The organism is Marisediminitalea lipolytica (assembly GCF_001758465.1).
Taxonomy (GTDB): Bacteria; Pseudomonadota; Gammaproteobacteria; order Enterobacterales; family Alteromonadaceae; genus Alteromonas; species Alteromonas lipolytica.
The window spans coordinates 1-24,482 of record NZ_MJIC01000015.1; the positions used below are offsets into that span (position 1 = coordinate 1).

General features: G+C 48.2%; 23 protein-coding genes and 1 rRNA gene. 12 read left to right on the plus strand and 12 right to left on the minus strand.

Annotated features, from left to right (window positions below; all coding sequences use genetic code 11):
* Window positions 1-52: 52 nt before the first annotated feature.
* A 16S ribosomal RNA gene (locus tag BFC17_RS14500) occupies window positions 53-1,585 on the minus strand.
* 509 nt (window positions 1,586-2,094) lie between these two features.
* Complete coding sequence (locus BFC17_RS14505; RefSeq protein ID WP_070177220.1) at window positions 2,095-3,135, minus strand: UDP-N-acetylglucosamine 2-epimerase; 1,041 nt, start codon at window positions 3,133-3,135, stop codon at window positions 2,095-2,097.
* Window positions 3,136-3,423: 288 nt separating this feature from the next.
* On the opposite strand from BFC17_RS14505, the gene BFC17_RS14510 reads away from it, so the two are divergent.
* Window positions 3,424-3,966, plus strand: coding sequence for a gamma carbonic anhydrase family protein (locus BFC17_RS14510; protein ID WP_070177937.1), 543 nt, complete (start codon window positions 3,424-3,426; stop codon window positions 3,964-3,966).
* A 15-nt stretch (window positions 3,967-3,981) separates the two neighbouring features.
* On the opposite strand, the gene aroE is transcribed toward BFC17_RS14510, so the two are convergent.
* Window positions 3,982-4,797, minus strand: coding sequence for a shikimate dehydrogenase (aroE, locus tag BFC17_RS14515; RefSeq protein ID WP_070177221.1), 816 nt, complete (start codon window positions 4,795-4,797; stop codon window positions 3,982-3,984).
* On the opposite strand from aroE, the gene BFC17_RS14520 reads away from it, so the two are divergent.
* On the plus strand, window positions 4,796-5,248 hold the full coding sequence (locus BFC17_RS14520) for a group II truncated hemoglobin (RefSeq protein WP_070177222.1): 453 nt from the start codon (window positions 4,796-4,798) through the stop codon (window positions 5,246-5,248). The genes aroE and BFC17_RS14520 overlap by 2 nt on opposite strands.
* A 78-nt stretch (window positions 5,249-5,326) precedes the next feature.
* Here BFC17_RS14520 and BFC17_RS14525 read toward each other — a convergent pair whose 3' ends face one another.
* The 7 genes from BFC17_RS14525 to BFC17_RS14555 form a co-directional block, all read right to left on the minus strand.
* On the minus strand, window positions 5,327-6,010 hold the full coding sequence (locus tag BFC17_RS14525) for an OmpW/AlkL family protein (protein WP_070177223.1): 684 nt from the start codon (window positions 6,008-6,010) through the stop codon (window positions 5,327-5,329).
* A gap of 151 nt (window positions 6,011-6,161) precedes the next feature.
* Entirely contained in the window at window positions 6,162-7,085 is a 924-nt protein-coding gene (gene hemF / locus BFC17_RS14530) for an oxygen-dependent coproporphyrinogen oxidase (protein ID WP_070177224.1), read from the minus strand.
* Between the two features lie 2 nt (window positions 7,086-7,087).
* On the minus strand, window positions 7,088-7,651 hold the full coding sequence (gene tsaC / locus BFC17_RS14535; RefSeq protein WP_070177225.1) for an L-threonylcarbamoyladenylate synthase type 1 TsaC: 564 nt from the start codon (window positions 7,649-7,651) through the stop codon (window positions 7,088-7,090).
* Between the two features lie 10 nt (window positions 7,652-7,661).
* Window positions 7,662-8,228 carry a DNA topoisomerase family protein gene (locus BFC17_RS14540; protein WP_070177226.1) on the minus strand — a complete coding sequence of 189 codons (567 nt, stop codon included), beginning with the start codon at window positions 8,226-8,228 and terminating at the stop codon, window positions 7,662-7,664.
* A gap of 26 nt (window positions 8,229-8,254) precedes the next feature.
* Window positions 8,255-8,731, minus strand: a complete 477-nt coding sequence (locus tag BFC17_RS14545; RefSeq protein WP_070177227.1) for a DUF494 family protein — start codon at window positions 8,729-8,731, stop codon at window positions 8,255-8,257.
* Window positions 8,732-9,012: 281 nt separating this feature from the next.
* Window positions 9,013-10,104, minus strand: coding sequence for a DNA-processing protein DprA (dprA, locus tag BFC17_RS14550; RefSeq protein WP_070177228.1), 1,092 nt, complete (start codon window positions 10,102-10,104; stop codon window positions 9,013-9,015).
* Window positions 10,105-10,148: 44 nt separating this feature from the next.
* Entirely contained in the window at window positions 10,149-11,234 is a 1,086-nt protein-coding gene (locus BFC17_RS14555) for a LysM peptidoglycan-binding domain-containing protein (protein ID WP_070177229.1), read from the minus strand.
* Between the two features lie 195 nt (window positions 11,235-11,429).
* Between BFC17_RS14555 and def the strand changes: the two genes are divergently transcribed.
* From def to BFC17_RS22295, 10 genes are all read left to right on the plus strand, one after another.
* Window positions 11,430-11,939, plus strand: coding sequence for a peptide deformylase (def, locus tag BFC17_RS14560; RefSeq protein WP_070177230.1), 510 nt, complete (start codon window positions 11,430-11,432; stop codon window positions 11,937-11,939).
* Window positions 11,940-11,951: 12 nt separating this feature from the next.
* Entirely contained in the window at window positions 11,952-12,911 is a 960-nt protein-coding gene (gene fmt / locus BFC17_RS14565) for a methionyl-tRNA formyltransferase (RefSeq protein WP_070177231.1), read from the plus strand.
* A gap of 2 nt (window positions 12,912-12,913) precedes the next feature.
* Window positions 12,914-14,218 carry a 16S rRNA (cytosine(967)-C(5))-methyltransferase RsmB gene (gene rsmB, locus BFC17_RS14570; protein ID WP_070177232.1) on the plus strand — a complete coding sequence of 435 codons (1,305 nt, stop codon included), beginning with the start codon at window positions 12,914-12,916 and terminating at the stop codon, window positions 14,216-14,218.
* Window positions 14,219-14,251: 33 nt separating this feature from the next.
* Window positions 14,252-15,631, plus strand: coding sequence for a Trk system potassium transporter TrkA (gene trkA, locus BFC17_RS14575; protein ID WP_070177233.1), 1,380 nt, complete (start codon window positions 14,252-14,254; stop codon window positions 15,629-15,631).
* Window positions 15,632-15,803: 172 nt separating this feature from the next.
* A complete protein-coding gene (locus tag BFC17_RS14580; protein ID WP_070177234.1) occupies window positions 15,804-16,589 on the plus strand; it encodes an ETEC_3214 domain-containing protein in 786 nt (261 codons plus the stop codon).
* Window positions 16,582-17,544: an LPP20 family lipoprotein gene (locus BFC17_RS14585; RefSeq protein WP_070177235.1), complete on the plus strand. Its 963-nt coding sequence runs from the start codon at window positions 16,582-16,584 to the stop codon at window positions 17,542-17,544. Before BFC17_RS14580 ends, BFC17_RS14585 begins: the two co-directional genes overlap by 8 nt.
* Before the next feature lie 90 nt (window positions 17,545-17,634).
* Window positions 17,635-18,651, plus strand: a complete 1,017-nt coding sequence (locus tag BFC17_RS14590) for a hypothetical protein (RefSeq protein ID WP_070177236.1) — start codon at window positions 17,635-17,637, stop codon at window positions 18,649-18,651.
* A 21-nt stretch (window positions 18,652-18,672) separates the two neighbouring features.
* Window positions 18,673-19,260, plus strand: coding sequence for an LPP20 family lipoprotein (locus tag BFC17_RS14595; protein WP_070177237.1), 588 nt, complete (start codon window positions 18,673-18,675; stop codon window positions 19,258-19,260).
* Between the two features lie 20 nt (window positions 19,261-19,280).
* Window positions 19,281-20,627: a transglycosylase SLT domain-containing protein gene (locus tag BFC17_RS14600; RefSeq protein ID WP_083271757.1), complete on the plus strand. Its 1,347-nt coding sequence runs from the start codon at window positions 19,281-19,283 to the stop codon at window positions 20,625-20,627.
* 41 nt (window positions 20,628-20,668) lie between these two features.
* Window positions 20,669-22,201 carry a C1 family peptidase gene (locus tag BFC17_RS22295; protein WP_083271758.1) on the plus strand — a complete coding sequence of 511 codons (1,533 nt, stop codon included), beginning with the start codon at window positions 20,669-20,671 and terminating at the stop codon, window positions 22,199-22,201.
* 21 nt (window positions 22,202-22,222) lie between these two features.
* On the opposite strand, the gene BFC17_RS14610 is transcribed toward BFC17_RS22295, so the two are convergent.
* Complete coding sequence (locus tag BFC17_RS14610; RefSeq protein ID WP_070177239.1) at window positions 22,223-23,674, minus strand: TrkH family potassium uptake protein; 1,452 nt, start codon at window positions 23,672-23,674, stop codon at window positions 22,223-22,225.
* 93 nt (window positions 23,675-23,767) lie between these two features.
* On the minus strand, window positions 23,768-24,421 hold the full coding sequence (gene elbB, locus BFC17_RS14615) for an isoprenoid biosynthesis glyoxalase ElbB (RefSeq protein WP_070177938.1): 654 nt from the start codon (window positions 24,419-24,421) through the stop codon (window positions 23,768-23,770).
* Between the last annotated feature and the right edge of the window lie 61 nt (window positions 24,422-24,482).

The following is a 24,482-nucleotide window of genomic DNA, read 5'->3' on the forward strand; positions in this document are numbered from 1 at the left end:
ATAACAAAACAATCTGTGTAGGCACTACATCAAGTCGTCCAACGACTTTACGTAAGGAGGTGATCCAACCCCAGGTTCCCCTAGGGTTACCTTGTTACGACTTCACCCCAGTCATGAAACACAAAGTGGTAATCGTCCTCCCGAAGGTTAGACTAACTACTTCTTTTGCATCCCACTCCCATGGTGTGACGGGCGGTGTGTACAAGGCCCGGGAACGTATTCACCGCAGTATGCTGACCTGCGATTACTAGCGATTCCGACTTCATGGAGTCGAGTTGCAGACTCCAATCCGGACTACGACAAGCTTTAAGGGGTCCGCTCCACATCACTGTCTCGCTTCCCTCTGTACTTGCCATTGTAGCACGTGTGTAGCCCTACACGTAAGGGCCATGATGACTTGACGTCGTCCCCACCTTCCTCCGGTTTGTCACCGGCAGTCTCCTTAGAGTGCCCAACTAAATGATGGCAACTAAGGACAAGGGTTGCGCTCGTTGCGGGACTTAACCCAACATCTCACGACACGAGCTGACGACAGCCATGCAGCACCTGTGTCAGAGTTCCCGAAGGCACCAATCCATCTCTGGAAAGTTCTCTGCATGTCAAGTGTAGGTAAGGTTCTTCGCGTTGCATCGAATTAAACCACATGCTCCACCGCTTGTGCGGGCCCCCGTCAATTCATTTGAGTTTTAACCTTGCGGCCGTACTCCCCAGGCGGTCTACTTAGCGCGTTAGCTTCGCTACGCACGAATTAAATTCACACACAGCTAGTAGACAGCGTTTACGGTGTGGACTACCAGGGTATCTAATCCTGTTCGCTACCCACACTTTCGCACATGAGCGTCAGTCTTTGGCCAGGGAGCCGCCTTCGCCACTGATGTTCCTCCAGATATCTACGCATTTCACCGCTACACCTGGAATTCCACTCCCCTCTCCAAGACTCTAGTCTGCCAGTTCTAAATGACCATCCCAGGTTGAGCCCGGGGCTTTCACATCTAGCTTAACAAACCGCCTGCGTGCGCTTTACGCCCAGTAATTCCGATTAACGCTCGCACCCTCCGTATTACCGCGGCTGCTGGCACGGAGTTAGCCGGTGCTTCTTCTGTTGTTAACGTCACAGCTGGCAGGTATTAACTACCAACCTTTCCTCACAACTGAAAGTGCTTTACAACCCGAAGGCCTTCTTCACACACGCGGCATGGCTGCATCAGGGTTTCCCCCATTGTGCAATATTCCCCACTGCTGCCTCCCGTAGGAGTCTGGGCCGTGTCTCAGTCCCAGTGTGGCTGATCTTCCTCTCAGAACAGCTAGAGATCGTCGCCTTGGTAAGCCTTTACCTTACCAACTAGCTAATCTCACTTGGGCCTCTCTTTGCGCGGGAGCCGAAGCCCCCTTTGGTCCGAAGACATCATGCGGTATTAGCAGTCGTTTCCAACTGTTATCCCCCTCGCAAAGGCAAGTTCCCAAGCATTACTCACCCGTCCGCCACTCGTCAGCGATGTGCAAGCACATCCTGCTACCGTTCGACTTGCATGTGTTAGGCCTGCCGCCAGCGTTCAATCTGAGCCATGATCAAACTCTTCAATTAAATATATCGAAATTTTGAATTGTCGTTGTTGACACTCTTAATGAGTGCCCACACAGATTGTCTTGTTATAAATTGTTAAAGAACAGTGCAAAGCGTTGATTTAACTCGACTTTGCGGCTTCAGACTTTTGTGTTTAGCCCCGAAGCGGGATGCGTATATTACGCTTTTCGTTTTCAGTGTCAACCACTTTTTGAAACTTAATTTCGAAGGGTTGAAACTTCAAACCACATCAACGTTGTCGTTCAGACCTCGTTGAAGTGAGGCGCGCATTCTACGCTTTCGGGAGTCAGTGTCAATGTTTTTTTGAAACTTTTTATTGCTTCACAAAACTCTGAAACCCGCTTCCAATAAGGCCTGTGGCGTTATTGCCGGGTAGTCGCTTTTCGGCGTTCCCCGTTGAAGTGGGGCGCATTATAGAGAGTTAAGACCACACGTCAACGGTTATTTTAAAAAAAGTGTCACATTTGGTTTGTTCGCTCATTATTTGTTTTATTTGCGCAATTTCCGCGCTATTTCCAGTAGCCAAGCTTCTTTCTCAGCTTGAATTTGCGTAACAAATTGGCGGGTTTTGTCTTTATTGTATTACGGTGATGAACATAGAAATCGTCTACAGCGTCTAATATCCGTTCGCAATTGTGTCCGTCCCGGTGTGCTTCGTGGTGATTTGCGAAGTCCTGTACCTGTTTTAACAGGGCTTCTGATCTGGTTAAGGCGGTTTCTAATGCCCCTTCTACTTCCTGTGGGTCATTCACATCTAATAAATGTGGTCCGGGATTTGTGTTTCGCAGGGTCACTACAGGTTTATCCATCAGCATAAATTCCAGAATGATAGAGCTGCTGTCGCACAGCATGACATCTGCCTGCTGAAAATCCTCTAAACGAACGTTATCTATATACTCGACATTGTTCTGTTCACTGGCTAGCTGTCGATATCTGGCTAACAGTTCCTGATCCTTAATTTTTGGATGGAAAGTTAGCCGCCATTGCCAGTCTCTGGTTTTAGCCAGCGCTGTAATGGTATCAAGCAGTAAGGGGGCTGATGATATTCCTTTGCTAAACGTGGTCGCGTACAAAATAGTGGGTTTATCAGATTGCTTCTCATATGGCGCGAAGTAAGGGTCAACTTTGCACCATCCGGTTTCATATACCTTAAAGTAGCCGTGCTTTTGCTCCAGCGTCTTAAAATACTCTGTACTGCTTGGTCCCTGAGTACAGTACATATCAAACCATCCCCTAATCGCAAAATGGTCGTCTTTGGCCTGGCTTTTCTCCCCTCGCTTACTAATGGGGTAACCATGAAACACCGAGACTTTTATGCCAGGTAAAAAATGATAGATAAGATTACCGCAGGCAAATATTGCCAGCGGATCATACTCGATGACATCCTTAATTGTGTGTAACCGTTTCTCATCATCATCTAACAGATCAGGACACCCCTCTTCTAAAAACCACGCAACTTCATCACCTCTCTGCTTAATTGCCTTTTGTAATGGTCTGAATATCGAGTAGGCGTAAGATAATGAAGTAAATAACACATAGCGTTTAGGCATTGGAATTCCCTGACAACAAGACGAATTAGTTTAATAGTTTACCAGCATTAACACGGTTAATAATAAGGTTGTCCCATCGCGTTATAAATTCTGTTCTGCAAATCGCCTTTATTATTTGTATGTGCACTCTGTATTGCGACTTCCATGCTTAAGATACCTCTGCGATTATCGAAACTTTAGCCGTAACATGTTTAAATAAAGGCCACCTAAAAAGTGACCAGCGCCGCGTTATGCATTCAGATTAACCCGGCTGTTACTGGTGACACCCACAATTTCTCAGAGTGTTTTATGCAACAACCATTAAGTAGCTTTAAAGGGATCATGCCAACAATCGGTGATGGCGTGTATATAGCAGACTCCTCTCGCCTGGTTGGTGAAATCAAAATAGGCGCAGATAGCAGTATATGGCATATGGTCGCAGCTCGCGGCGATGTGAACTATATAACCATAGGCGAGCGCAGTAATGTGCAGGATGGCACCGTTCTGCATGTCACTCGTAAATCTGCCGGCAATCCGCAAGGGAATCCTCTGATCATTGGTGACGACGTTACCATTGGGCATAAATGTATGCTCCATGGCTGCACTCTGGGAAACCGAATCCTGGTAGGCATGGGCGCCATTGTTATGGACGGTGCCGTAGTAGAAGACGATGTATTTATTGGCGCTGGTACCCTGGTACCACCCAATAAGCGTCTGGAAAGTGGTTATCTGTACGTAGGTAATCCGATGGTGCAAAAACGCCCGCTCAAAGAAAACGAAATTGCCTTTTTAAAACAGTCGGCAATCAACTACGTAGAACTAAAAGAAGAATACCTGGCGGAAGCAGAATAAACCCCAGTCGCACCACTAGCGATTACGTAAGTATTCTATAACCTCAGCCGTTGCGGGTTGTTTGCCAGTCCAGATAGCAAACGCCGCCGCGGCTTGTTCCACCAGCATTCCCAATCCGTCCAATTGTTGTACCGCGCCAAGCTTTGCCGCATGGGTCATAAATACCGTGCTACCGCTGTCTTTTGCATACACCATGTCATAAGCGAGCTGGCAGTTGGCCAGGATAGCATCGGGTACTGCAGGTAAAGTCCCCGACAAACTGGCTGAAGTGGAATTAATCACAACATCATACTGAGCCAGTAATGCTTGCTGGCTTACAGCGGTAACATGTTGATTATTTGCATCGTTGACTATGGCCTGCGCTTTCTCAACAGTACGGTTAAGAATATGCAGCGTTGTTACTCCGGCACTCAAAAGCGGGTGTACCACGCCGCGAGCAGCGCCACCAGCCCCAAGCAACAAAACCTTTGCGCCAGCTAAAGTAAGACCGCTGTTGTTAAGATCGGCAACCAGGCCGATTCCGTCGGTGTTATAGGCGCATAACTCGCCTTGTGGATTTAACATCAGTGTATTGGCGGCTTTAGCGAGGCAAACGGCAGCATCTTTATGCTGCGCCATGGCAAATGCCCGCTCTTTAAACGGAACAGTGACATTGCATCCCACCGTATTTTCATCGGCAAAAAAGTGATTGATGCTATCTTCGAAAGCATCCAGTGGCGCCTCGATTTTGTCGTACTGGATTAACTCACCACAGGATTTAGCAAACATTTGATGAATGGTTGGTGATAAACTCTGAGCAATTGGATTTCCAAATACGGCAAACTTTTTCATGGGATTATTATCGAAATTAGGTATGGGAAAGAAAACTTCGGACAACAATACTGGTGTTACTACGCCCTATCAAGCAATAGGTGGCGAAAAAACCGTAAAGAAACTGGCCAATCGCTTTTATGACATCATGGAGCGCGATCCGCTGGCGGCTGAACTGCTGGCAATTCATCCGTTACCGCTGGATAACATTCGCCATGTTTTTTATTTGTATCTCACCATGTGGTTAGGCGGGCCTAATCAGTATGAACAGGAAAGAGGCCATCCGCGTCTTCGCGCCCGGCATTTACCCTTTACGGTAACGCCAAAACTAAAAGCGCAGTGGATGTACTGTATGCGCAAGGCAATGTATGAATGTGTTAGCGATATGAATGTAGCCGATCAGTTGCTAAAAGCGCTGGACCAACTGGCCAATCATATGATTAACCGTGATGACGAGCCAACTGCCGGATAACAGGTAAAAAAAAGGCCCTTCAAAAGAAGGGCCAACAGGCAGTGCAAAAACACAAGGTGAAACTGATAAATCGTTTAATTAAAATTTGTAACCAACAGAAACGGTAAATACGTAAGGGTCGATATCAACATCTACACTTCCTTTTACGTCTGCAACGGTGAAGTCAGCGGTTGTATCGATAGCGATATAACGAGCAGATGCGTTAATTAACCATTTTTCGTCGATTTGATAATCGAAACCAATTTGTCCTGCCAGACCAAAAGAGCTGTCCAGGTCTAAATCAGTAAAAGTTTGATCTTCACGTGCACCAGTAAAGTCTTCGTCAAAGAAGATGGTGTAGTTAACACCAACACCGATATAAGGTGTGAAAGCACTGTTAGTATCAAAGAAGTAAACAGCACTGATAGTAGGTGGTAAGTGAGTAACTTCGGCCAGTTTGCCATCGCCCAGACCCAGACCGTTATCGGCGGTATCTACCAGCTTAACGTCGTGAGTGAAAGGCGTTGCTGCAAGTACTTCGATACCCCAGTTTGAATCCAGCATGTAAACCAGGTTAAGGCCAAGCTGAGTGTTTGAATCTACTTCAACACCCATACCAACGTTGCCGCCTAATGCGTCTACATTAACGTTGCTTGAGTCGTCGTTAGGGCTAACTGAGGTTAAACCTGCGCGAACGATAATGTCACCGGCTTCATAGGCAAATGCTGAAGGCGCAGATACTAGTGCGGCAAGAACTAGTGTAGCTAAAGCTGATTTTTTCATTGTGTATTTTCTCATTCGTTTAAATCAATGGAGGCTAATGTACGCTTCCTGACAAATAAAAATTTGATCTAAAACAAGTTTGAAAATACGTTTAAAAATCTGCGAATTAAGGTTGATCTACGTCAAAGGAAGCCGGCGATCCGGCTCGCTTTTACCAATCAGTCGGTGTAAGCCACTCTTGTAGTTTTGCTTCAGGCGAGCCTGCCGGTGCTTCGTAGCAGTATTCCCAGCGGGCCATTGGCGGCATGGACATAAGAATAGATTCGGTGCGTCCACCGGTTTGTAAACCAAACAACGTGCCACGGTCGTAAACCAGATTAAACTCAACGTAGCGTCCACGGCGATACAGCTGGAACTGACGCTCACGTTCGCCGTAGGCCATATTTTTACGACGCTCAATGATTGGCACATAAGCGTCCAGATAACCATTGCCCACCGCCTGGATATAAGCAAAGCATTGCTCAAAGTCCCACTGGTTAAGATCATCAAAAAATAAGCCGCCGACACCGCGGGTTTCATTCCGGTGTTTCAGGTAGAAGTACTCATCACACCATTTCTTATGTTCGGCGTAGACGTTTTCGCCAAAGGGCTTGCACAGTTTCTTAGCCGTATTATGCCAGTGCTGCGCATCCTCTTTAAACGGATAGAATGGCGTTAAGTCAAAACCGCCGCCGAACCACCAGATAGGTGTTTCACCTTCTTTTTCTGCAATAAAGAAGCGTACGTTGGCATGTGACGTTGGGATATAAGGGTTGCGTGGGTGAATAACTAACGAAACCCCCATGGCCTGAAAACTGCGTCCGGCCAGCTCAGGCCGTGATGCCGTAGCTGAAGCTGGCATTTGCGCGCCGCTCACATGGGAAAAGTTAACCCCGCCCTGTTCGATAACCGCGCCATTTTTGATCACCCGGGAGCGACCACCGCCGCCTTCTTCACGTTGCCAGGCATCTTCAACAAAATGCCCTTTGCCGTCGGCCAGTTCCAGGGTGTGGCAAATGCTGTCTTGCAGCGCTAATAAAAACGCTTTAACCGATTCAATAGCCTGGGGCGTATCCTTTAAAGGAGTGACATTCATGATTAGTTCCGAATAGTGGCGCCGGTTAGGGCGTCTTTTATAGTAGAAGGTTGTGATGCACCACCAACAACGCCGTCAACATAATGAACACTGTCGGCAAAATATTGTCTGGCTTGTTCTGGCGTTCTGGCCGGTTCTTGTCCGGTAAGGTTAGCGCTGGTCGACACTATAGGACGCCCCAGTTTATCGCATAACGCTCGGGCCCCGGCGTGGGCCGTTACCCGCACAGCGATGGCATCGTGTTCGCCGGTCAGCCATTTGGCTGCGGTTGCCGATTTGGGCAATAACCAGGTAACTGGACCAGGCCAACAGGAAAAAATGCTAAATCGCTTGTCCTGGGGTATTGCGTTGTCATCGACATAAGGCAACAACTGAGAATAATTGGCCGCTAACAGAATGAGTCCTTTTTCGACGGGGCGCTGTTTTAACGCTAATAGTGCCAGTACCGCCTCTTCGTTATCCGGGTCACACCCTATCCCCATCACGGCTTCAGTGGGGTAAACCAATAATTTGCCACTCTCAAACGCTGCAATATCAGCATCCTGATGTACCGACTCAACGCTCATTCACTACCTCTTACTCTGATTTTTCGTCGCTGTCTGGTTCTTTGTAGCCACACAGAGGCTGTGGACATACCAACCGGCCTTTTTTCTCGACCAGTATAGTCCAACCGCAGTCCGGACAGGTTTTCTCAAAGGGGGCGAAATTTACCACATAACGACATTGAGGATAACGATTACAGGCAAAAAAGCGTTTGCCGTATTTGTTGGTGCGATCAAGTAAATGCCCTTCGTGGCATTTTGGGCAGGTCACAGAGGTGTCGGTTTGCGGTTTGGCGTTTTCGATATGGTGGCAGGCCGGAAAATTAGTACAGCCAATAAACATGCCATAACGGCCTTTTTTAATGGCCATGGGCGAGCCGCAATCCGGGCAGTGGCTGTCTTCTATTATTTTTAGCGTGGTAGTGTGATTGTCGTGCAGGGGCTTGGCGTAGTGGCATTGTGGATAGCCACTACACCCAATGAAAGGTCCTGATTTGCTGTTTCGGATGCGCAGCTCTTTACCACAGTCCGGACATGGTCCGTACTGATGCTCAAGGGCATGCTCATGCGCTTCGAACAGAGAATGATCTATCTTGGACACTAACCTACACTTCGTAATCGATAAGATTAGTGAAGTATACCGTCATGCTCTTCGAATAACAGATCTTCCATCTGTGCATAGGCATTTTCTTTACCCGGCACGTTAAACAGCACCATCAACACTACCCATTTGAGGTCTTCCAGACAGAATTCAGGCGAATCAATCTCCATCACTCTGTCAATCACCATCTCACGAGTGGTTGCGTCCAGTACACCCACCTGTTCAAGGAACAATAAAAATCCCTGACACTCAACATCCAGACGCATTTGTTCCTGTTGCGTATAAATACGACTCAGGCTGCTGGAGATGCCTTTACAGAAGTAGGGGTTAATATCGGTTTCTTGCAGCGCGGCGAGTTTTTCCAACCAGGCAAGCGCTTTATATATCTCATCGTGATGAAATCCTGCGCGGACCAACTCTTCGGTTAACTCATCCTGATCGACGCGAATTTCGGTTTCACTATGGATGAAGTTTTCGAAGAGATACATGAGGATATCGAACATAGCATTTTCCCCCTCAATTTGAGGCAATCACTAAAAGGGTGACTACCAAACCTCGCAAACTCTATTGTAGTGGTCTGGTCTTTTTTCAAGTCTCAAGACCAGTCGTTGCGTACGGTGTCGATGCAAAAAATCAAAGCATCTGAGTTCAACTTATCTAAAAATACGGACAATGCCAAGCTTTGGCTCGACATTTTTTTTACCCGGCAGCAGATTGCTAAAGCAAACGGTTGACAGGCTTACAAAATAAATGCGATCCGTCGAATATATGTACTGCGCAAAATTCAGGCAAGAATGTAGCCCCCCGGTACTGCCAACACCTTACCGCTTATTTCAAGCTCGGTCAGTTTTTGCATTAAGTGATGAACCGGCATCCCCGTTTTCGCCATCAGATAGTCGATACTGACCGCTTCGCCGCTCAGTTCCTTAAGCAACGGCGGATGTCTGGTATCCTGGTCGGACTCCGCCTCATCGCCCCCGGGTAACGCTAAGACCTCCAAACCTAGTTCGTAACAAATATCGTCAATACTGGTTACCAGTCCGGCCCCTTGCTGAATAAGATAATGCGGCCCTTCGCTTAAGGGGTTATTGATATTTCCCGGTACCGCAAAAACCTCAGTATCCAGCTCTGCCGCCAGTGCAGCAGTTATCATCGAACCGCTTTTAATTTTGGCCTCCACCAGCAGAATGCCACGGCACAATGCGGCGATTAACCGGTTGCGACGAGGAAAATGATAAGGCCGGACTTCTTCCCAGGGTAGAAACTCCGTCACCACACAGCCGCCGTGGGCCACGATATCAGCCGCTAACTTACTGTGGCTACGCGGATAAATGGTGTTGATACCACCGCCCAATACAGCAACCGTTTTCCCGGCGGTGGCATAGGCCCCCTGATGGGCCGCACCATCAATCCCCAGTGCCAGACCACTGGTGACCGTAATGCCTTTGTCGCCCAGCGCCTGACCAAACCGTCGTGCCGTATTTAACCCATGTAACGTAGCCTTACGACTACCAACAATCCCTATCTGCACGGCATTAAGCAGTTGGCTATCACCCTGACAAAATAGCACCAAAGGCGGTGAATCAAGCTGCATCAATCGCGAAGGATAAGCTGTATCGCCTATCACCATAATCTGATGATGTGGCGCGGCGGCCAGCCAGCTATTGATTCTGTCGACGACGTCTGTATTACCGAGCTGTGCAATTTCCGTGGGTTTAAGACCGCAGAGACTTAACTCCTGGGGAGACAGCGCAAAAAGCTCGCCAAGAGTCAGTTTAAAGTGCTCAAGCAGCGCCAGCCAAAATGCCGGAGACCGCTTCTTGATCTGGCTTAGCAGCAACCATTGGCTGGCCGCCGTAGATAGTTGATTTTGCATTCGCACTCCCCTGTCACACTGGCAGGGAAGTGCCAGTGTGATGATTAAGGCTGGGCGACAATATTACCGGTTCGTACCATGTCACTGGCGCGGGTGATAATGCCGTAGCTGGCATTGGTAAAGGTACTGAAAATAATTAACTCGCCCACCTTAAGAGCGGGTTGATGCACCGTTGAACCATCGTCAAATACGCTGATCACCACTTTACTTTCGGTGGCGTATTTAGGTTCCTCGCCATCGATAATAATTGGACCCTGCTGATAAATCCCCATTACCGTGCCGGGCTCTATTTCCTCAGCCCCTAAATCAACAATGACCACATCATATTTGCCAAGTAACTCATACTGGTGCAAATTGCCCACCACAAAAGCGCGCTGCTCTGCTGTGGCGGGTTTTAATTCCATATCACCGGCGGTTTTAGGCTGGCCGAACAGTAATTTGTCGCCCCGTTTGGCTTCTGAATTAGAACCTGCAATCCTTACCAGCCACTCGCCTTCTGCACGATCTTCTACCATCGAAGCATCAGCGATGTGATGAATTTGCACGCCTAACTCATTACCTTCCAGGTCTTCGATTGTAGATTGCATGCGAATAACGCGATACTGATCCTTGGCACGGCCGTTGCGACGACTCATCACCAAATCTTCGTCGACAAACCGCATAGAACCATTTTTATCGCCCAGCAAATGCGGCAGAAGCTCGTACTGACCGACGTCTAATATTTCGTGATGCTGGATATAAGGCTCGATAACCGACCAGGGTAAGACACTTATGGGCTCGTAAGGCTTTACGGTGCGGGTAGCATTCGGTGACAAGGCGACCTGAGTTTTCTGACGCACCATTTCCAGAACAGGTTCACCATTAACGATTTTTAATACCAGCACATCGCCGGGGTAAATTAAATGAGGATTGAGAATCTGGGTGTTATTGCGCCACAACTCTGGCCATAACCATGGCTTATCCAGAAACAAGCCAGCAATATCCCACAGGGTATCATTCTTTTTTACTGTATAACGCGCAGGCGCATCAGGCTTTAATTCTAACGCCAGTGCTAAACTCGCATGGCATAAAAAAAGCAGACCCGCTATTGCGGTGCCCCACTTACTCAGGTGTTTTAACATTCTTTTCATCCCCTCGCCTCAAACGCTTTGCGGCCAGCATAGCTTGTATTATTAGATCACAATCCCCAATATTTCAGTATAGAAGTGATTAATACTGCATGAAAACGTGCTATAGGCTAGAATACTGCGAGTTAACGCAGGTTAAATAGCCTCATCGGCCTAAGCGTATAATTCTTAATACAGAAAGAGTGTAAATATCGACAGATGGCAATATTAGACGTATTACAATTTCCGGACGAGCGCCTTCGCACCGTAGCCAAGCCTATTGCTGAAGTGAATGGTGAAATAAAGCAACTTGTTGCAGACATGTTTGAAACCATGCGTGATGAAAAAGGCATTGGCCTGGCAGCAACACAGGTTGATCGTCATGTACGCCTGGTGGTCATGGACGTCTCCGAAGAACAGAACGAACCCCGGGTTTTTATTAATCCCGAAATTGTAAGCAGTGAAGGCTCTACCATCAGTGAGGAAGGCTGTCTGTCGGTGCCCGGTAACTACGCCAAGGTAGATCGCGCAGAAAAAGTGACCGTTAAAGCGCTCGACGCTGATGGCAAACCTTTTGAGCTTGAAGCAGAAGGTTTACTGGCGATTTGTATTCAGCACGAATTAGATCATCTCAAGGGTAAGTTGTTCGTGGATTACCTGTCACCGTTAAAGCGTCAGCGTATTCGCAAAAAGCTTGAAAAAGAAGCCCGACTGGCAGCAAAAGACTAAGAGTAAAACCCTGTGACAAAACCTCTGAATATTGTGTTTGCCGGTACGCCGGAATTTGCTGCTACTCATCTTACCCATCTGATTAACAGTCAGCATAATGTCGTAGCTGTTTATACCCAGCCTGACCGTCCGGCTGGCCGCGGTAAAAAATTAATGCCCAGTGCCACCAAGCAGGTGGCATTGGAACACGGCCTGCCAGTGTATCAGCCTGCATCATTGAAAACCGTCGAAGCTCAGCAGGAGCTGGCTGCATTAAAACCAGACGTAATGGTAGTGGTTGCCTATGGGCTGCTGCTACCTCAGGCCGTGCTGGATATTCCGGTAAAAGGCTGCATCAACGTGCATGGTTCTATTCTGCCCCGCTGGCGCGGTGCCGCCCCCATCCAGCGCAGTATCTGGGCCGGAGACAGTGAAACCGGTGTCACCATTATGCAAATGGACATAGGGCTTGATACCGGTGACATGCTTCATATTTCCCGCATCCCGATTGAAGCTGAAGATACCAGTGCAAGTTTATACACCCAGCTGGCTGAAATTGGCCCTCAGGCACTGGTGCAGGTACTCGATGAGTTCGACACCCTGAACGCCGAAAAACAAGACAACGAACTGGCAACTTATGCGCAGAAGCTAAGTAAAGAAGAAGCCTTTTTAGACTGGCAGCAACCGGCAGAACAACTTAGCCGTAATGTCAGGGCATTTAACCCCTGGCCGATCTGCTGGAGTCAGGTTAATGGTTTAAATATCAAAGTCTGGCAAGCTGCTGTTAGCGAACACAATGTTGCTGATAAAGCGCCCGGTACCATCCTGGCGGCCGATAAATCCGGCATTGTCGTGGCCACCAGCGATAAGGCGTTGTGTATAAAACTACTTCAGTTGCCTGGTAAAAAGCCCATGGCAGCAAAAGACGTACTCAATGGTTACCAGGATTGGTTTGCGGTAGGTAGTCTTTTACCCTGCAAACCAGAGCAGTAGACATGAAACTGCCAGCCAGGGTCGATCTACGCGCCGATACGGCCTGGGTTATTTTTCAGGTGCTGGAACAGGGTAAATCCTCCCGCGAAGTTCTGGCTCTGGCGCAAGCCCGTCACAGTAAGCAAGACAGCGCCTGGTTACAGGAAATGGCCATGGGCGTATTCAGGCATTTGCCACAGCTGCAATTGTGGTTAAGAGAACTGCTTAATCAGCCGCTCAAAGGCAGTAAGAAGATTCTCGAACATTTGATCTTACTGGGTTTTTACCAGCAGGCTTACAGCCGGGTATCGGATCATGCAGCGGTGTCTGCCACCGTTAATGCAGCGGAGTTACTGGGCGGCAAGGGTCTGAAAGGGTTAATTAACGCTGTATTGCGCAATTTCCAGCGTAAACAACTCGCGCAACAGCTCAGTGAAGACCCTATCATCCGCTCCGGATTACCCAAGTGGCTTTATAAGCGCATTGCCAGTGCCTACCCAGAGCAGCTCGATAGCATTCTGGCGGGAATGAACCAGCCTGCCCCTATCTGGCTGCGGGTAAATCAACAGCAATGCACCAAACAGGCATATTGCGCGGCTTTAGCCGCTGCAAACATTCGCTTTAGTGAGTCCCAAAGCCATCCCGACGCGGTTATTTTAATTGATCGGGCCCCGATTACCTCCTTACCCGGCTACGATGAGGGCTGGTTTAGCGTTCAGGACGGCGCCGCACAGCTAGCCGCGCCACTATTGGAAGCTCAGGCTGGCGAGCGAGTACTGGATTGTTGCGCTGCCCCCGGCGGCAAAACCGCCCATATACTGGAGCGCACACCTGGCCTTAACCACCTTATTGCGCTGGACAGCGAAGCCTCGCGACTTAAGCGCATGACCGAAAACCTGACCCGTCTGCAATTGTCCGCAGAATTAGTCTGCGCCGATGCAGCGGCTCCCGAAAACTGGTGGGATGGTAACCTGTTTGACCGCATTTTACTGGATGCTCCCTGCTCTGCCACCGGCGTTATTCGCAGACACCCGGATATTCGCTGGCTGCGAAAAGCAGCTGATATTGAAACACTGGAAACGCTGCAATACAGGATATTCACTCAGTTGTGGCGTACACTAAAACCGGGCGGCACACTGGTTTATGCAACCTGCTCCATATTACCCAATGAGAACACCCGACAGGTCAGTCGCTTTTTAAGTGAACACAGTGATGCCAGTTTAATGCCCATATATCAGGAAGAAACGCCCGAGCGTCCCGGCAGGCAAATTTTGCCCGGCGAGCAACAAATGGATGGTTTCTATTATGCGAGACTGCTAAAGTCTTAATAACCAAGATTAAAAAGCCTTTTAACAACGACGATGAAAATAATCATCCTTGGCGCAGGACAGGTTGGCGGTACACTTGCCGAGAACCTGGTTGGCGAAAAAAACGAAATTACGGTCATTGACTCTGACCCCGTTATTCTGCGTGCATTGCAGGATCGTCTCGATCTGCAGGTTGTTAGTGGCGTTGGCTCCCATCCGGATGTGTTACGCAAAGCCGGAGCGGAAGACGCGGACATGCTCATTGCAGTAACCAACAGTGATGAAAGCAACATGCTGGCTTGTCAGGTTGCTTACAGTTTGTTTAAAACCCCCACTAAAATTGCCCGTGTTCGCTCCGAACAGTACATCATTTATCAGGAACAGCTGTATAAACAGCAGGATATCCCGGTAGACCATATTATCGCCCCGGAGCAATTGGTAACCCAGTCGATTAAACGACTGATTGATTACCCTGGTGCGCTGCAGGTGGTGGAATTTGCCGAAGGCAAAGCCAGTCTGGTTGCCGTAAAAGCCTATTATGGCGGCCTGTTGGTAGGCCACGCGCTATCGGCACTTAAAGAGCACATGCCAAATGTGGAAACCCGGGTAGCGGCCATTTACCGCCGAGGTAAGCCCATTCGGCCACTTGGCACCACCGTAATCGAAGCCGATGACGAAGTGTTTTTCATTGCTGCCACCAAGCATATCCGGGCGGTGATGAGCGAACTGCAAAAGCTGGAGTCCAGTTACAAGCGTATTATGATTGCCGGAGGCGGCCTGATTGGCGCGGGACTGGCCAAACGCCTGGAACACAATCACAACGTTAAGCTTATTGAATACAGCCCGGAGCGGGCCCAATACCTGTCGGCTCACCTGGATAAAACCATTGTGTTCAGCGGGGATGCCTCCGATTCCACGTTGCTGAGCGAAGAAGGTGTAGAACAGGTTGATGCCTTTATTGCCGTTACTAACGACGACGAAGCCAATATCATGTCGGCCATGCTTGCCAAACGAATGGGCGCCCAAAAGGCCATGGTGCTGATTCAGCGCAGTGCCTATGTGGATCTGGTACAAGGCGGTGAGATCGACATTGCCTTTTCGCCACAGCAGGCCACCATCTCAGCTTTGCTTACCCATGTGCGCCGGGGCGATATAGTTAATGTGTACTCACTTCGCCGCGGAGCGGCGGAAGCCATAGAAGCCATTGCCCACGGCGACAAAAACACCTCGAAAGTGGTAGGCCGTGAAATTGGCGATATCAAACTGCCCCCGGGCACCACCATTGGTGCGATTGTTCGGGAAGAACAGGTGATCATTGCCCACAGCGACACGGTTATCGAAGCCAACGACCACGTAATAATGTTTTTAGTTGATAAGAAATATATCAATGACGTGGAAAAGCTATTCCAGCCAAGTGCTTTCTTTTTTGGCTAGTGACCTGCAGAGCCACAGCTTCTGTACGATTTTCAAACAAAGAATTCTTTAGCTTTATTCAGCCCTGTGCTAATTTAAGAAATATGCTATCTTAATATCATCGAGGGTCGTCGACGGATATTGTCGCGCGTAACTCTCATCTTATCCAATCCGCATGTATACAGGGAAGTCAATGTCGGATACCAACCAGCAAGAAGGCCGTCGAGCCGGTATTTATCGCATCATAGTGGGTGTAGCGCTTACCCTGATTTCGATCGGCCAGTTTAACGACACCAAAGAGCTGTTATCTGCCACTTACGAAGATATAAAAACCGCCTTTACTCACGAAGTTCAGTACGAACAGTTAGAGTCATTAAGCATCGGGCGCACCATTCCCTTTATTGAAGCCACCTTCGGCCCGCCGGAGGTTATTAAGACGTCCAGTTTTCAGCCGGATATTCGGTTTCAGTATTACAACATTGAAAAAGCGATCATCACCGTTTTTAACAATAACGGCCGTGTTGCAGGCTTTGTTATTATTCCGCTGAGTGAAGACTTTATCCCAACCCTGCCCTACCAGGATTTCCCATTGGCCAGAGAAACTATCAGTAAGGTCAGCAGTGGGCAGGAAGGCCTGTATCTCGACGCCAGCAACCTGATCTATTACGCCGAATCCGAAGACATGGGTAAACAATATCTCTTCTTGCAGCGAATCGTCGGTTTTATTGAGTACGGTGGCCTGGAGCTTTCCCTTAACGATGCCATCATTGATCCCAGTCTTATTCTTGACGACATTCTGGTACTTAACGAGTTTTTAGAAAGTGGCGAAGATGATGAGCTGATAGAGGGCATCACCGCCTTTCGCGAAGAATACCCGGCTAATTTTTATGCGTTTACCGAGCTGGAACCAAGTTTGGTAACGGAATCACTGTTAACTCGCGTTGAATTTGAAACCTATTTTGGAGGTGCCCATGATTAAAGTCCGCGTTCTTGTAAAGGCACTTCTTAGTGCTGCCATCATCCTGTTTGCCCACACCAGCCGGGCTGAGTTACCGGAATGGATATTATTCCCGCCTTCCAGTGACACCGAGCTGTTTGCTATTGGCGAGGGCAAGTCCTTGCAACAGGCTAATGATATTGCATTGAAAAACATTCTAGGCCAGCTAAGAACCCGTATCAGCGGCGGCTTCAGTCAGCAGCAAAGTCTGGTAAACGATGCATTTGCCGAGTATATCAATCAGTCGGTTTCCAGCTCTATCGAGTCGCTGCCTATCAGTCAGTATAAAAAGCTGAAAAACCACCAGGAAGATGACACCTTTTTTAGCTTGGTATCGGTTGAAAAAGCCCAGCTTGCAGATACGTTTCGCAGCGAACTCACCAGTAATTTCTATCAGTTAAGTAAAGCCTTGCGTCAGCAAAATGCCGTAGCGTCCAAACTAGAATGGTGGGTACAGAACAAACCCCAGCTGCTGGAACAGTTTGGTACCAACCTGCGTTATATAGAGGTGCTTGATGTGTTGTCTCAGCCCACGGATAAATACAAAACCCTGCTGTCACAAATAGAAACTCAGCTCAACGATATTCAAAGCAATGTTTGTCTGTACGTGCAACCCCACAAAAACGAAAACCTCAGTCTGGCCTTTCGTCAGCTGGTGTTATCACAGGGGCTGAATGCAGACAACAAAGGGTGCGAATTTACCCTCACCCTGACCGACAAAATTAAGCTACAGGAGCTGTTTAAGCAACATGTAGCCAGCCTTTCTTTAGATGTAAAACTGAATAAAAACAAACAACCTATTGCATCTGAAATCGTAAACGAGTCTGGTCGCTCTATACAGAGCCAGGCCAACGCCCGTGAAGCCGCCTATCAGCGTTTGATAACAAAAATAGAATCCGATGACGGCGCAATATTAACTAGCCTATTAACTCAGTAGTCACTTTAAATTAGGTCATAAACTATGAAAGCACTTTTTAAGAATGGAATTCTAACTGCCGCTGTATCGACGGTGTTGTTGTCTGGTTGTATGAACACAACGAAAGTTGAGAATAAAGTAGATGTAATTACCAATCCCAGTTACATCGTTAATCTGCCTGAATCGCAATTTATGCCTTCCAAAGCAGAACTAATGGGCGGACAAAAGTCCGTTGTAGTATTGCCGGTTAAAATTGACAGCAACGCAAACTTTGAGACTGGTGCTGTACGTGAAATTTCATCAGAACTGGAAAATGGGCTTAATGATGCTGGCGCAGAAATCGTTGACCGTAGCCTGGCATCAAAACTGGGTGACGAGATTCTGGCCTATGAAGCCACCGGCCAGTTCTCAGGCGCGGGTATTGATGTTGCCGATACGGCCATTTTGCCTACTATCCACAACGTTGCCATTTCTAAGTCATTCTCACCAGCTTCGAGCTATACCGACGATGACGGTAAAAAGCACTACACACCAGCAAAGTGTAGCTACGAAGCGGTAGTCACCGGCAACTTAAAGCTTTACCAATTACCAGAGCTGACCCAAACCGAAGCCCTTAACTTTAAAGGCGATGCATCCAGCTCGTTGAGCATTAACAACTCAAGCTGCCCGATTAGTCAGGACATGGCCTACAGCCTGGCATCACAGGCTTCCGGTAACGGTGTATACAATATTTTACCAGAAGTTCAGAAAAACTTTAGCCAGACCGGTTACGTTATGGAATACCGTAAGCGTGGTGATCTGCATCTGGTAAATATCACGCTGGGCACCAGCCAAAAGCTAAGGGAAGGTCAAAAAATTAAGTTTGCAACCATGCACGCTAAAGCAGACCACACCACAGGCAAGAGCACACTTATGGCCCTTGATTATGATTTTGAAGGTGTCGTGTCTGACATGATCGATGCCAACAGCGCCTGGGTCATTATTGATGAAGAAGCCGAAGGACAACTGAAAAAAGGCGATGTAGCCAAAACCTTCTTCGAGCAATCATTTATGGATCAGATGATGCGTGCGGGTTCTACCGGCAGTAGCACTGGTCTTATGAAAAGCTTAAAGAATTCATTTAACTAAACGACACTCCAAGGAATAGCAATGAAAAAACTCGCGATTGTTTTACCTGTATTATTTGGATTAGGCGCTTGTAGTTCGACCTCAGATGGTATTAGCACTAAACAGGAAACACTACTTACTCCAGATTGTGTTTATCAGGATGCTCCGGAAAAATCCGCCCCACTGTGGATATGTGGTGTACCGGTTGAAGGCTATGCGTTAACCCAGGTGGGTTTCTCGGAAAAGAAACCTTCAGCAAGCATGACAACCTCTGCGGCGTCAGCGGATGCACGGGCGAAAATGTCGTCTTACTTTGCCACCATGGTGTCAGATCTGTTTAGCCAGTATCAAAAATCACTGGAAACCGAAGAAGCCGCCAAACACATTATTGATACCGACATGGTAAGAGAAACGGTGTCATCAATGACGTTATTTGGTACCCGTACCGTACGCACCATGACCAGCCCCAGTGGCGGCCAGTATGTTCTGATCGCCATGGACGAAGCGACTTACAAAGCCAATCAGGACAAAGTGTTTGCCGCGCTGAAAGACGAAGATGCTGAAATTAAGCAGCTTTTTGAAAACGAGCAGGCGCGTGAACGCTTGATGTCGATGATTAAAGTTCAGTAATCAACAGAAGTGAAAAGGCTATGAAAACAAGGAATTTTTTTGTTAGGAAGCAGTTGCTGACCGCACTGAGTGTGGCATTTTTGGTGAATGTAAATGGTTTACCAGAAGCCGCAGCTCAAACCAAGTTAACCGCAGAACAACAAGCCTTTAAGGAACGCCGACAAAAGGAATTAGACGCGTTTCAATTAAAAAGAATGCAACAGTTTGCCCAGTTTAAAGCCCGTTATAATGCCAAACTGGAATCTTTTCGGGCCAAATTACTCGAACAATGGGGCGAAGTCGACGTTAGTGATGAAGACACCGTGGTGGTCTATCCCGAACCGGAAGTCAAAACGGTTGTCGATTATGAAGAAAAGAAAATTGTTGTCAGCGTACTCCATGATGCCAACGCAACGCTCGATAAAGAGCGCGTGGTTAAGGCGCTGGAACAACTCAAAAGTGTAGAACCAGAAGACGGCAAAGGTGAGGCCATTAACATTCTGAAGTCCTACGCGGCCAATGATACCTTTGATGACCTGGACAAACTGGTCAATAACGCCGAAATTGTGATTGAACAGCCAGAAATCACCGAAGAAGATCTGGAAGCAGAAAATCAGGCCTTTGAGTCGCGCCAGCAGCAGGATGCCATGGCTTTTGACATGATGGCCGACAAACTCAGCTCCCCGGCCGGAGCCGACAAAGTGCAGTCCAAGGTATTAAGCCAGTCCGAGAAAAGCCACTCAATATCAATTAACAAGGTAAACCGCGATCGCAGCAGAAACGCTGATGCGCTTAAGAACAAGCGAATTACCCGGCTTACTATTGCCATAAAGCCAAAGGAATTACAGGATCGTATTGCCGAAGTAACCCCCTATGCCAAGCAGTATTCTGCAGCATTAGAGATACCGGTTCCGCTGATTGTCGCTATGATTCATACCGAAAGCAGCTTTAATCCGCTGGCGGTATCCCACATTCCGGCCTACGGCCTGATGCAGGTAGTCCCTACCTCTGCCGGCATTGATGTAAACGAATTTTTGCATAGCAAAAGAGAGCCTCTGAAGAAAGACTATCTGTTTATTGCTGATCAGAATGTAGAAGCAGGTTCGGCTTATCTGCATTTACTGAATAACCGCTATCTGGCCAAAATATCTAATCCACAAACACGGTTATATTGTGCTATTGCCGCTTACAATACCGGGGTTGGCAATGTCACCAGAGCATTTACCTCCGGACAAACAACCAAAATGAGTGACTCAGTGGCTGCCGAGATTAATGCTATGGAGCCACAACAGGCCTACGAACTGTTACTCGAAAAACTGCCTTACGAAGAAACCCGAAAGTATTTAAAAAAGGTCCGCACCCGGATGGATAAATACCGCAATATTTAAGGTTATCTACTTGCGGCGGCCAGCTTACTAATGGTGACAAAATGGACAAATTATCTGCGCAAGGAATCGCTGTATTAACGCTGTTAGGTATAACTTTAGGAGCACAGGCGGCAACCACCGTGTCGCCTGCCGACAAAGGTAAACCCGGAGAGATCACTCAGTACGGCTCATTTGTAATGCAAAAATTGCTCGGCGAAATGGGCTTAAGTCTCGACGAGACAGAAAAAGAGCAAGCAATAGACGAAGAAAAACGTAAGCCTGCGCCTATTCCGGAGCCCCTGCCCGATCCTGAGCCACAGCCTGAACCCGAGCCGCAGCCTGAACCTGAGCCGCAGCCTGAACCTGAGCCGCAGCCTGAGCCCGAACCACAGCCTGAACCCGAACCACAGCCTGAACCCGAGCCGCAGCCTGAACCTGAGCCACAGCCTGAACCCGAGCCGCAGCCTGAACCTGAGCCGCAGCCTGAACCTGAGCCGCAGCCTGAACCTGAGCCGCAGCCTGAACCTGAGCCAGAACCAAAGAAAAAAGGCTACGCCAATAATGTCTATTCAGGCATGAATGACATGATGAAGAATTTTAAAAAGAGTTATCGCGACACCGTTGATCGCTGGACCGATGACTACAATAAAATTGTACGCAAATGGGGGATCGCCAAACGAGAATATAATCGCAAGGAGAAACAGTATCTCGAAACCACCTTTGATCTGGCCTCGATGGGACAGACGTTGCAGGGTAGCGCATCATTACAGTCCAGGCCTTCGGACGACCCCTTAGCCAATATGGAGCCCGGCGACTTTTACGTTATCCCGTCAGCGATGGAAGTGCCAATTCGCAATCAGGAGCGCCGGGGAACCTGCGCCGCCTTTACCGGTATTCGCGCAGTAGAGACATTACTGGCGGAACATCCGCAATATCTGCAATATGAATTGGATTTATCTGAGCAACACTTCTACTGGATAAGCCGCCCGGATTGTATTGATAAGGCCTGTAACAATGTTAAGTCCAGTGACGGCTCTGATTTTGATGTAGGCTTTGTACTGTCGAAGGAGTCTCACCCGGTTTTTGCCATCAGGCGAGAACAGGCCTGCCCTTACATTCCGGTTAGTAACGCAGATAATCTGACTTACACACCACTAACCAATTCCTGCTTAGAAGAAGACCAAGGGCTATTGCGGGTAACGGGCATACATCAGGATTTCACCATCCCGGATATTCTGAAGCATATTCGGGCAAACCGACCAGTAGCCGCCGGATTTACGCTCACTAAAAGCTATATGCGCACCAATGGCCTGGTCAGAGCAAAAGATCCGGTTAACCAAAAAGCGGCCGGCGGCATGCACGCGGCAGGTCATGCTATGTTGTTAATTGGGTATATCGTGTTGCCCGAATCAATGCGTGCCGACGAAGGACGCTATTGCGCCATTATGGCTAACAGCTGGGGCGAAGGTTATGGTGCAGGTGGATACGCTTGTCTTACCGAACAGTGGATGGAGGATAACCTGATCAGGCCTTACCCTGACAATCAGACAAAGGGCATGCTCACCGCCATAGACCAGGTGAGTTTTGTTGAATAATTCAGTTCGCTGGCGTGGTAATTAGCCGCGCCAGAAAGTGGGCGAAAACAAGACCAGTAAAGAAAAGACTTCCAGACGACCAAACAACATGGCAACCACGAGTAACCATTTGCCGCTGTCGCTGACATCGGCAAAGGTGCCTGCCACAGAGCCTAACCCGGGGCCCAGGTTATTCAGCGTAGCAGCGGTTGCGGTAAAGGCAGAGATGTTATCCAGGCCGGTGGCAATCAGGCCTATCATAATCACAACAAACACAATCGCGTAAGCCGAGAAGAACCCCCACACAGCTTCTACCACGCGGTCAGGCATGGCCCTTTCACCCAGCTTAACCGAGTACACTGCTTTAGGATGGATGAGCCGATCAATCTCCCGCTTCCCCTGTAAAAAGAGCAGATAAACCCGGATCACCTTAAGACCACCACCGGTAGACCCGGCACAGCCACCAATAAAACTGGAAAAAATCAGTAATATGGGCAAAAACGATGGCCAGTTAGCAAAATCAGTCGTAGCAAAACCCGCAGTGGTGCTAATGGATACGGCCTGAATAACAGCCTGATCCAGCGCTTCTTCTGCATTACTAAAGTGATTATGAAAAACCAGCACCAAAAAACAAACGCTGATCAGCGCCGCCTGAATAAACAAAAACGCTTTTAACTCCGGGTCCTGCCAGTACCCTTTTAACGTACGCCCACTGGCAGCTGCGTAATGCAAAGAAAAGTTAAACGCGGCAATAATTAAAAACAGCGCGCAGATAGCGTTTACCACCGGACTGTCAAAATAGCCCAGGCTGGCATCGTGAGTGGAAAAACCGCCAATGGCAATGGTCGAAAATGAGTGGCAGATTGCGTCAAACCAGTTCATACCCGCAAACCAATAAGCCAGGGTGCAGGCACAGGTTAACGATAAATAGATATACCAAAGATGTTTGGCAGTATCGGCTATCCGCGGGGTCATTTTAGAGTCTTTCACGGGCCCCGGCGTTTCAGCCCGGTACAGCTGCATGCCCCCAACCCCCAGAATAGGCAGAATGGCTACGGCCAATACAATGATCCCCATACCGCCGAGCCACTGTAACTGCTGGCGATAAAACTGGACAGAGTGAGGCAAAAAGTCGATCCCCTCTATCACCGTTGCGCCGGTTGTGGTTAATCCGGAAAACGATTCAAAAAACGCATCGGTAACAGTCATCGAGGGCTGTTCGAGGAGAATAAATGGAATGGCACCAAAACTGGCCAGTACCGACCAGAACAGCACAACAATTAAAAACCCTTCCCGGGCCCGCAGATCCTGACGATGAGAACGGTAGGGATACCAAAACGCGCAGCCGGTAAGAATACAGAGGATGAAAGCTAAAAAGAATGGCAAGCCACTACCGTCTTCGTAAATCAGAGAAACGATCGCTGGCGGGATCATGGTTACTGAAAACAATGCAACCAGAAGGCCCAGGATACGAATGATGGCGCGATAATGCATTTTAAGTGGTTAGCTTTTTATTTTGTTATTAAATTGGTGCAACCTTCACTATATAGCGAAAGCTGCACACAACCAAGTAAACACTTGCAATTACTACTTTAATGCAAAGACTGCCTGAACCATTTTGTCCAGTCCCTCGGCAACCTCTAACATATTCTGACCCAACATGTATGCAGGTGTAGTCACTAGTTTGGCATCCTGGTCAATAACCACGTCGGTCACAGTGCAGTTTTGGTGTTTAACACCAAATTGTTCCAGCGCGCTGGCGGTACCTTCATCATTACCAATAGTTAAGTTTACGCTGGTACCGTATACCTTAGCCGCCAATGCCGGGGCAATACAGGCGTAGGCAGCAGGTTTACCGGCTTCTGCAAACGCTTTACAAACGCTAAGGACATCTTCATCAAACTGGCAGTCCGGTCCGTCAATCGCAAAGGTACACAGGTTCTTAGCCGCTCCAAAGCCACCGGGTAAAATCAGCAAATCAAAATCGTCTGCATTACACTCGGTAACGGGTTTTACTTTACCACGGGTAATACGCGCAGATTCTGCCAGTACATTGCGGGATTCACCTTCAACCACCTCGCCAGTAAGGTGATTAACAACATGCAGTTGTGGCTTGTCCGGAGCAAAACACTGGTAACTACCTCCATGTTTAAGAATGCTTAACAGGGTTAACACCGACTCATGAATTTCTGCGCCATCATAAACACCACAGCCACTCAGAATTACTGCTACTTTTTTCATCATCTTGTCTCCATACTTTGTTAATCAAGGCTTATGCAATTTGATTTTATTAATCACAATA

Excerpts from the sequence above, each read along its gene's own strand:
- BFC17_RS14580 (WP_070177234.1), top strand. The coding sequence starts at position 15,804 with ATGTCGGATACCAACCAGCAAGAAGGCCGTCGAGCCGGTATTTATCGC.
- BFC17_RS22295 (WP_083271758.1), top strand. The coding sequence starts at position 20,669 with ATGGACAAATTATCTGCGCAAGGAATCGCTGTATTAACGCTGTTAGGT.
- BFC17_RS14600 (WP_083271757.1), top strand. The coding sequence starts at position 19,281 with ATGAAAACAAGGAATTTTTTTGTTAGGAAGCAGTTGCTGACCGCACTG.
- BFC17_RS14525 (WP_070177223.1), bottom strand. The coding sequence starts at position 6,010 with ATGAAAAAATCAGCTTTAGCTACACTAGTTCTTGCCGCACTAGTATCT.
- dprA (WP_070177228.1), bottom strand. The coding sequence starts at position 10,104 with ATGCAAAATCAACTATCTACGGCGGCCAGCCAATGGTTGCTGCTAAGC.
- BFC17_RS14520 (WP_070177222.1), top strand. The coding sequence starts at position 4,796 with ATGGGATTATTATCGAAATTAGGTATGGGAAAGAAAACTTCGGACAAC.
- hemF (WP_070177224.1), bottom strand. The coding sequence starts at position 7,085 with ATGAATGTCACTCCTTTAAAGGATACGCCCCAGGCTATTGAATCGGTT.
- trkA (WP_070177233.1), top strand. The coding sequence starts at position 14,252 with ATGAAAATAATCATCCTTGGCGCAGGACAGGTTGGCGGTACACTTGCC.
- rsmB (WP_070177232.1), top strand. The coding sequence starts at position 12,914 with ATGAAACTGCCAGCCAGGGTCGATCTACGCGCCGATACGGCCTGGGTT.
- BFC17_RS14510 (WP_070177937.1), top strand. The coding sequence starts at position 3,424 with ATGCAACAACCATTAAGTAGCTTTAAAGGGATCATGCCAACAATCGGT.
- elbB (WP_070177938.1), bottom strand. The coding sequence starts at position 24,421 with ATGAAAAAAGTAGCAGTAATTCTGAGTGGCTGTGGTGTTTATGATGGC.
- BFC17_RS14610 (WP_070177239.1), bottom strand. The coding sequence starts at position 23,674 with ATGCATTATCGCGCCATCATTCGTATCCTGGGCCTTCTGGTTGCATTG.
- def (WP_070177230.1), top strand. The coding sequence starts at position 11,430 with ATGGCAATATTAGACGTATTACAATTTCCGGACGAGCGCCTTCGCACC.
- BFC17_RS14505 (WP_070177220.1), bottom strand. The coding sequence starts at position 3,135 with ATGCCTAAACGCTATGTGTTATTTACTTCATTATCTTACGCCTACTCG.
- tsaC (WP_070177225.1), bottom strand. The coding sequence starts at position 7,651 with ATGAGCGTTGAGTCGGTACATCAGGATGCTGATATTGCAGCGTTTGAG.
- BFC17_RS14595 (WP_070177237.1), top strand. The coding sequence starts at position 18,673 with ATGAAAAAACTCGCGATTGTTTTACCTGTATTATTTGGATTAGGCGCT.
- BFC17_RS14590 (WP_070177236.1), top strand. The coding sequence starts at position 17,635 with ATGAACACAACGAAAGTTGAGAATAAAGTAGATGTAATTACCAATCCC.
- BFC17_RS14545 (WP_070177227.1), bottom strand. The coding sequence starts at position 8,731 with ATGTTCGATATCCTCATGTATCTCTTCGAAAACTTCATCCATAGTGAA.
- BFC17_RS14555 (WP_070177229.1), bottom strand. The coding sequence starts at position 11,234 with ATGAAAAGAATGTTAAAACACCTGAGTAAGTGGGGCACCGCAATAGCG.
- aroE (WP_070177221.1), bottom strand. The coding sequence starts at position 4,797 with ATGAAAAAGTTTGCCGTATTTGGAAATCCAATTGCTCAGAGTTTATCA.
- BFC17_RS14585 (WP_070177235.1), top strand. The coding sequence starts at position 16,582 with ATGATTAAAGTCCGCGTTCTTGTAAAGGCACTTCTTAGTGCTGCCATC.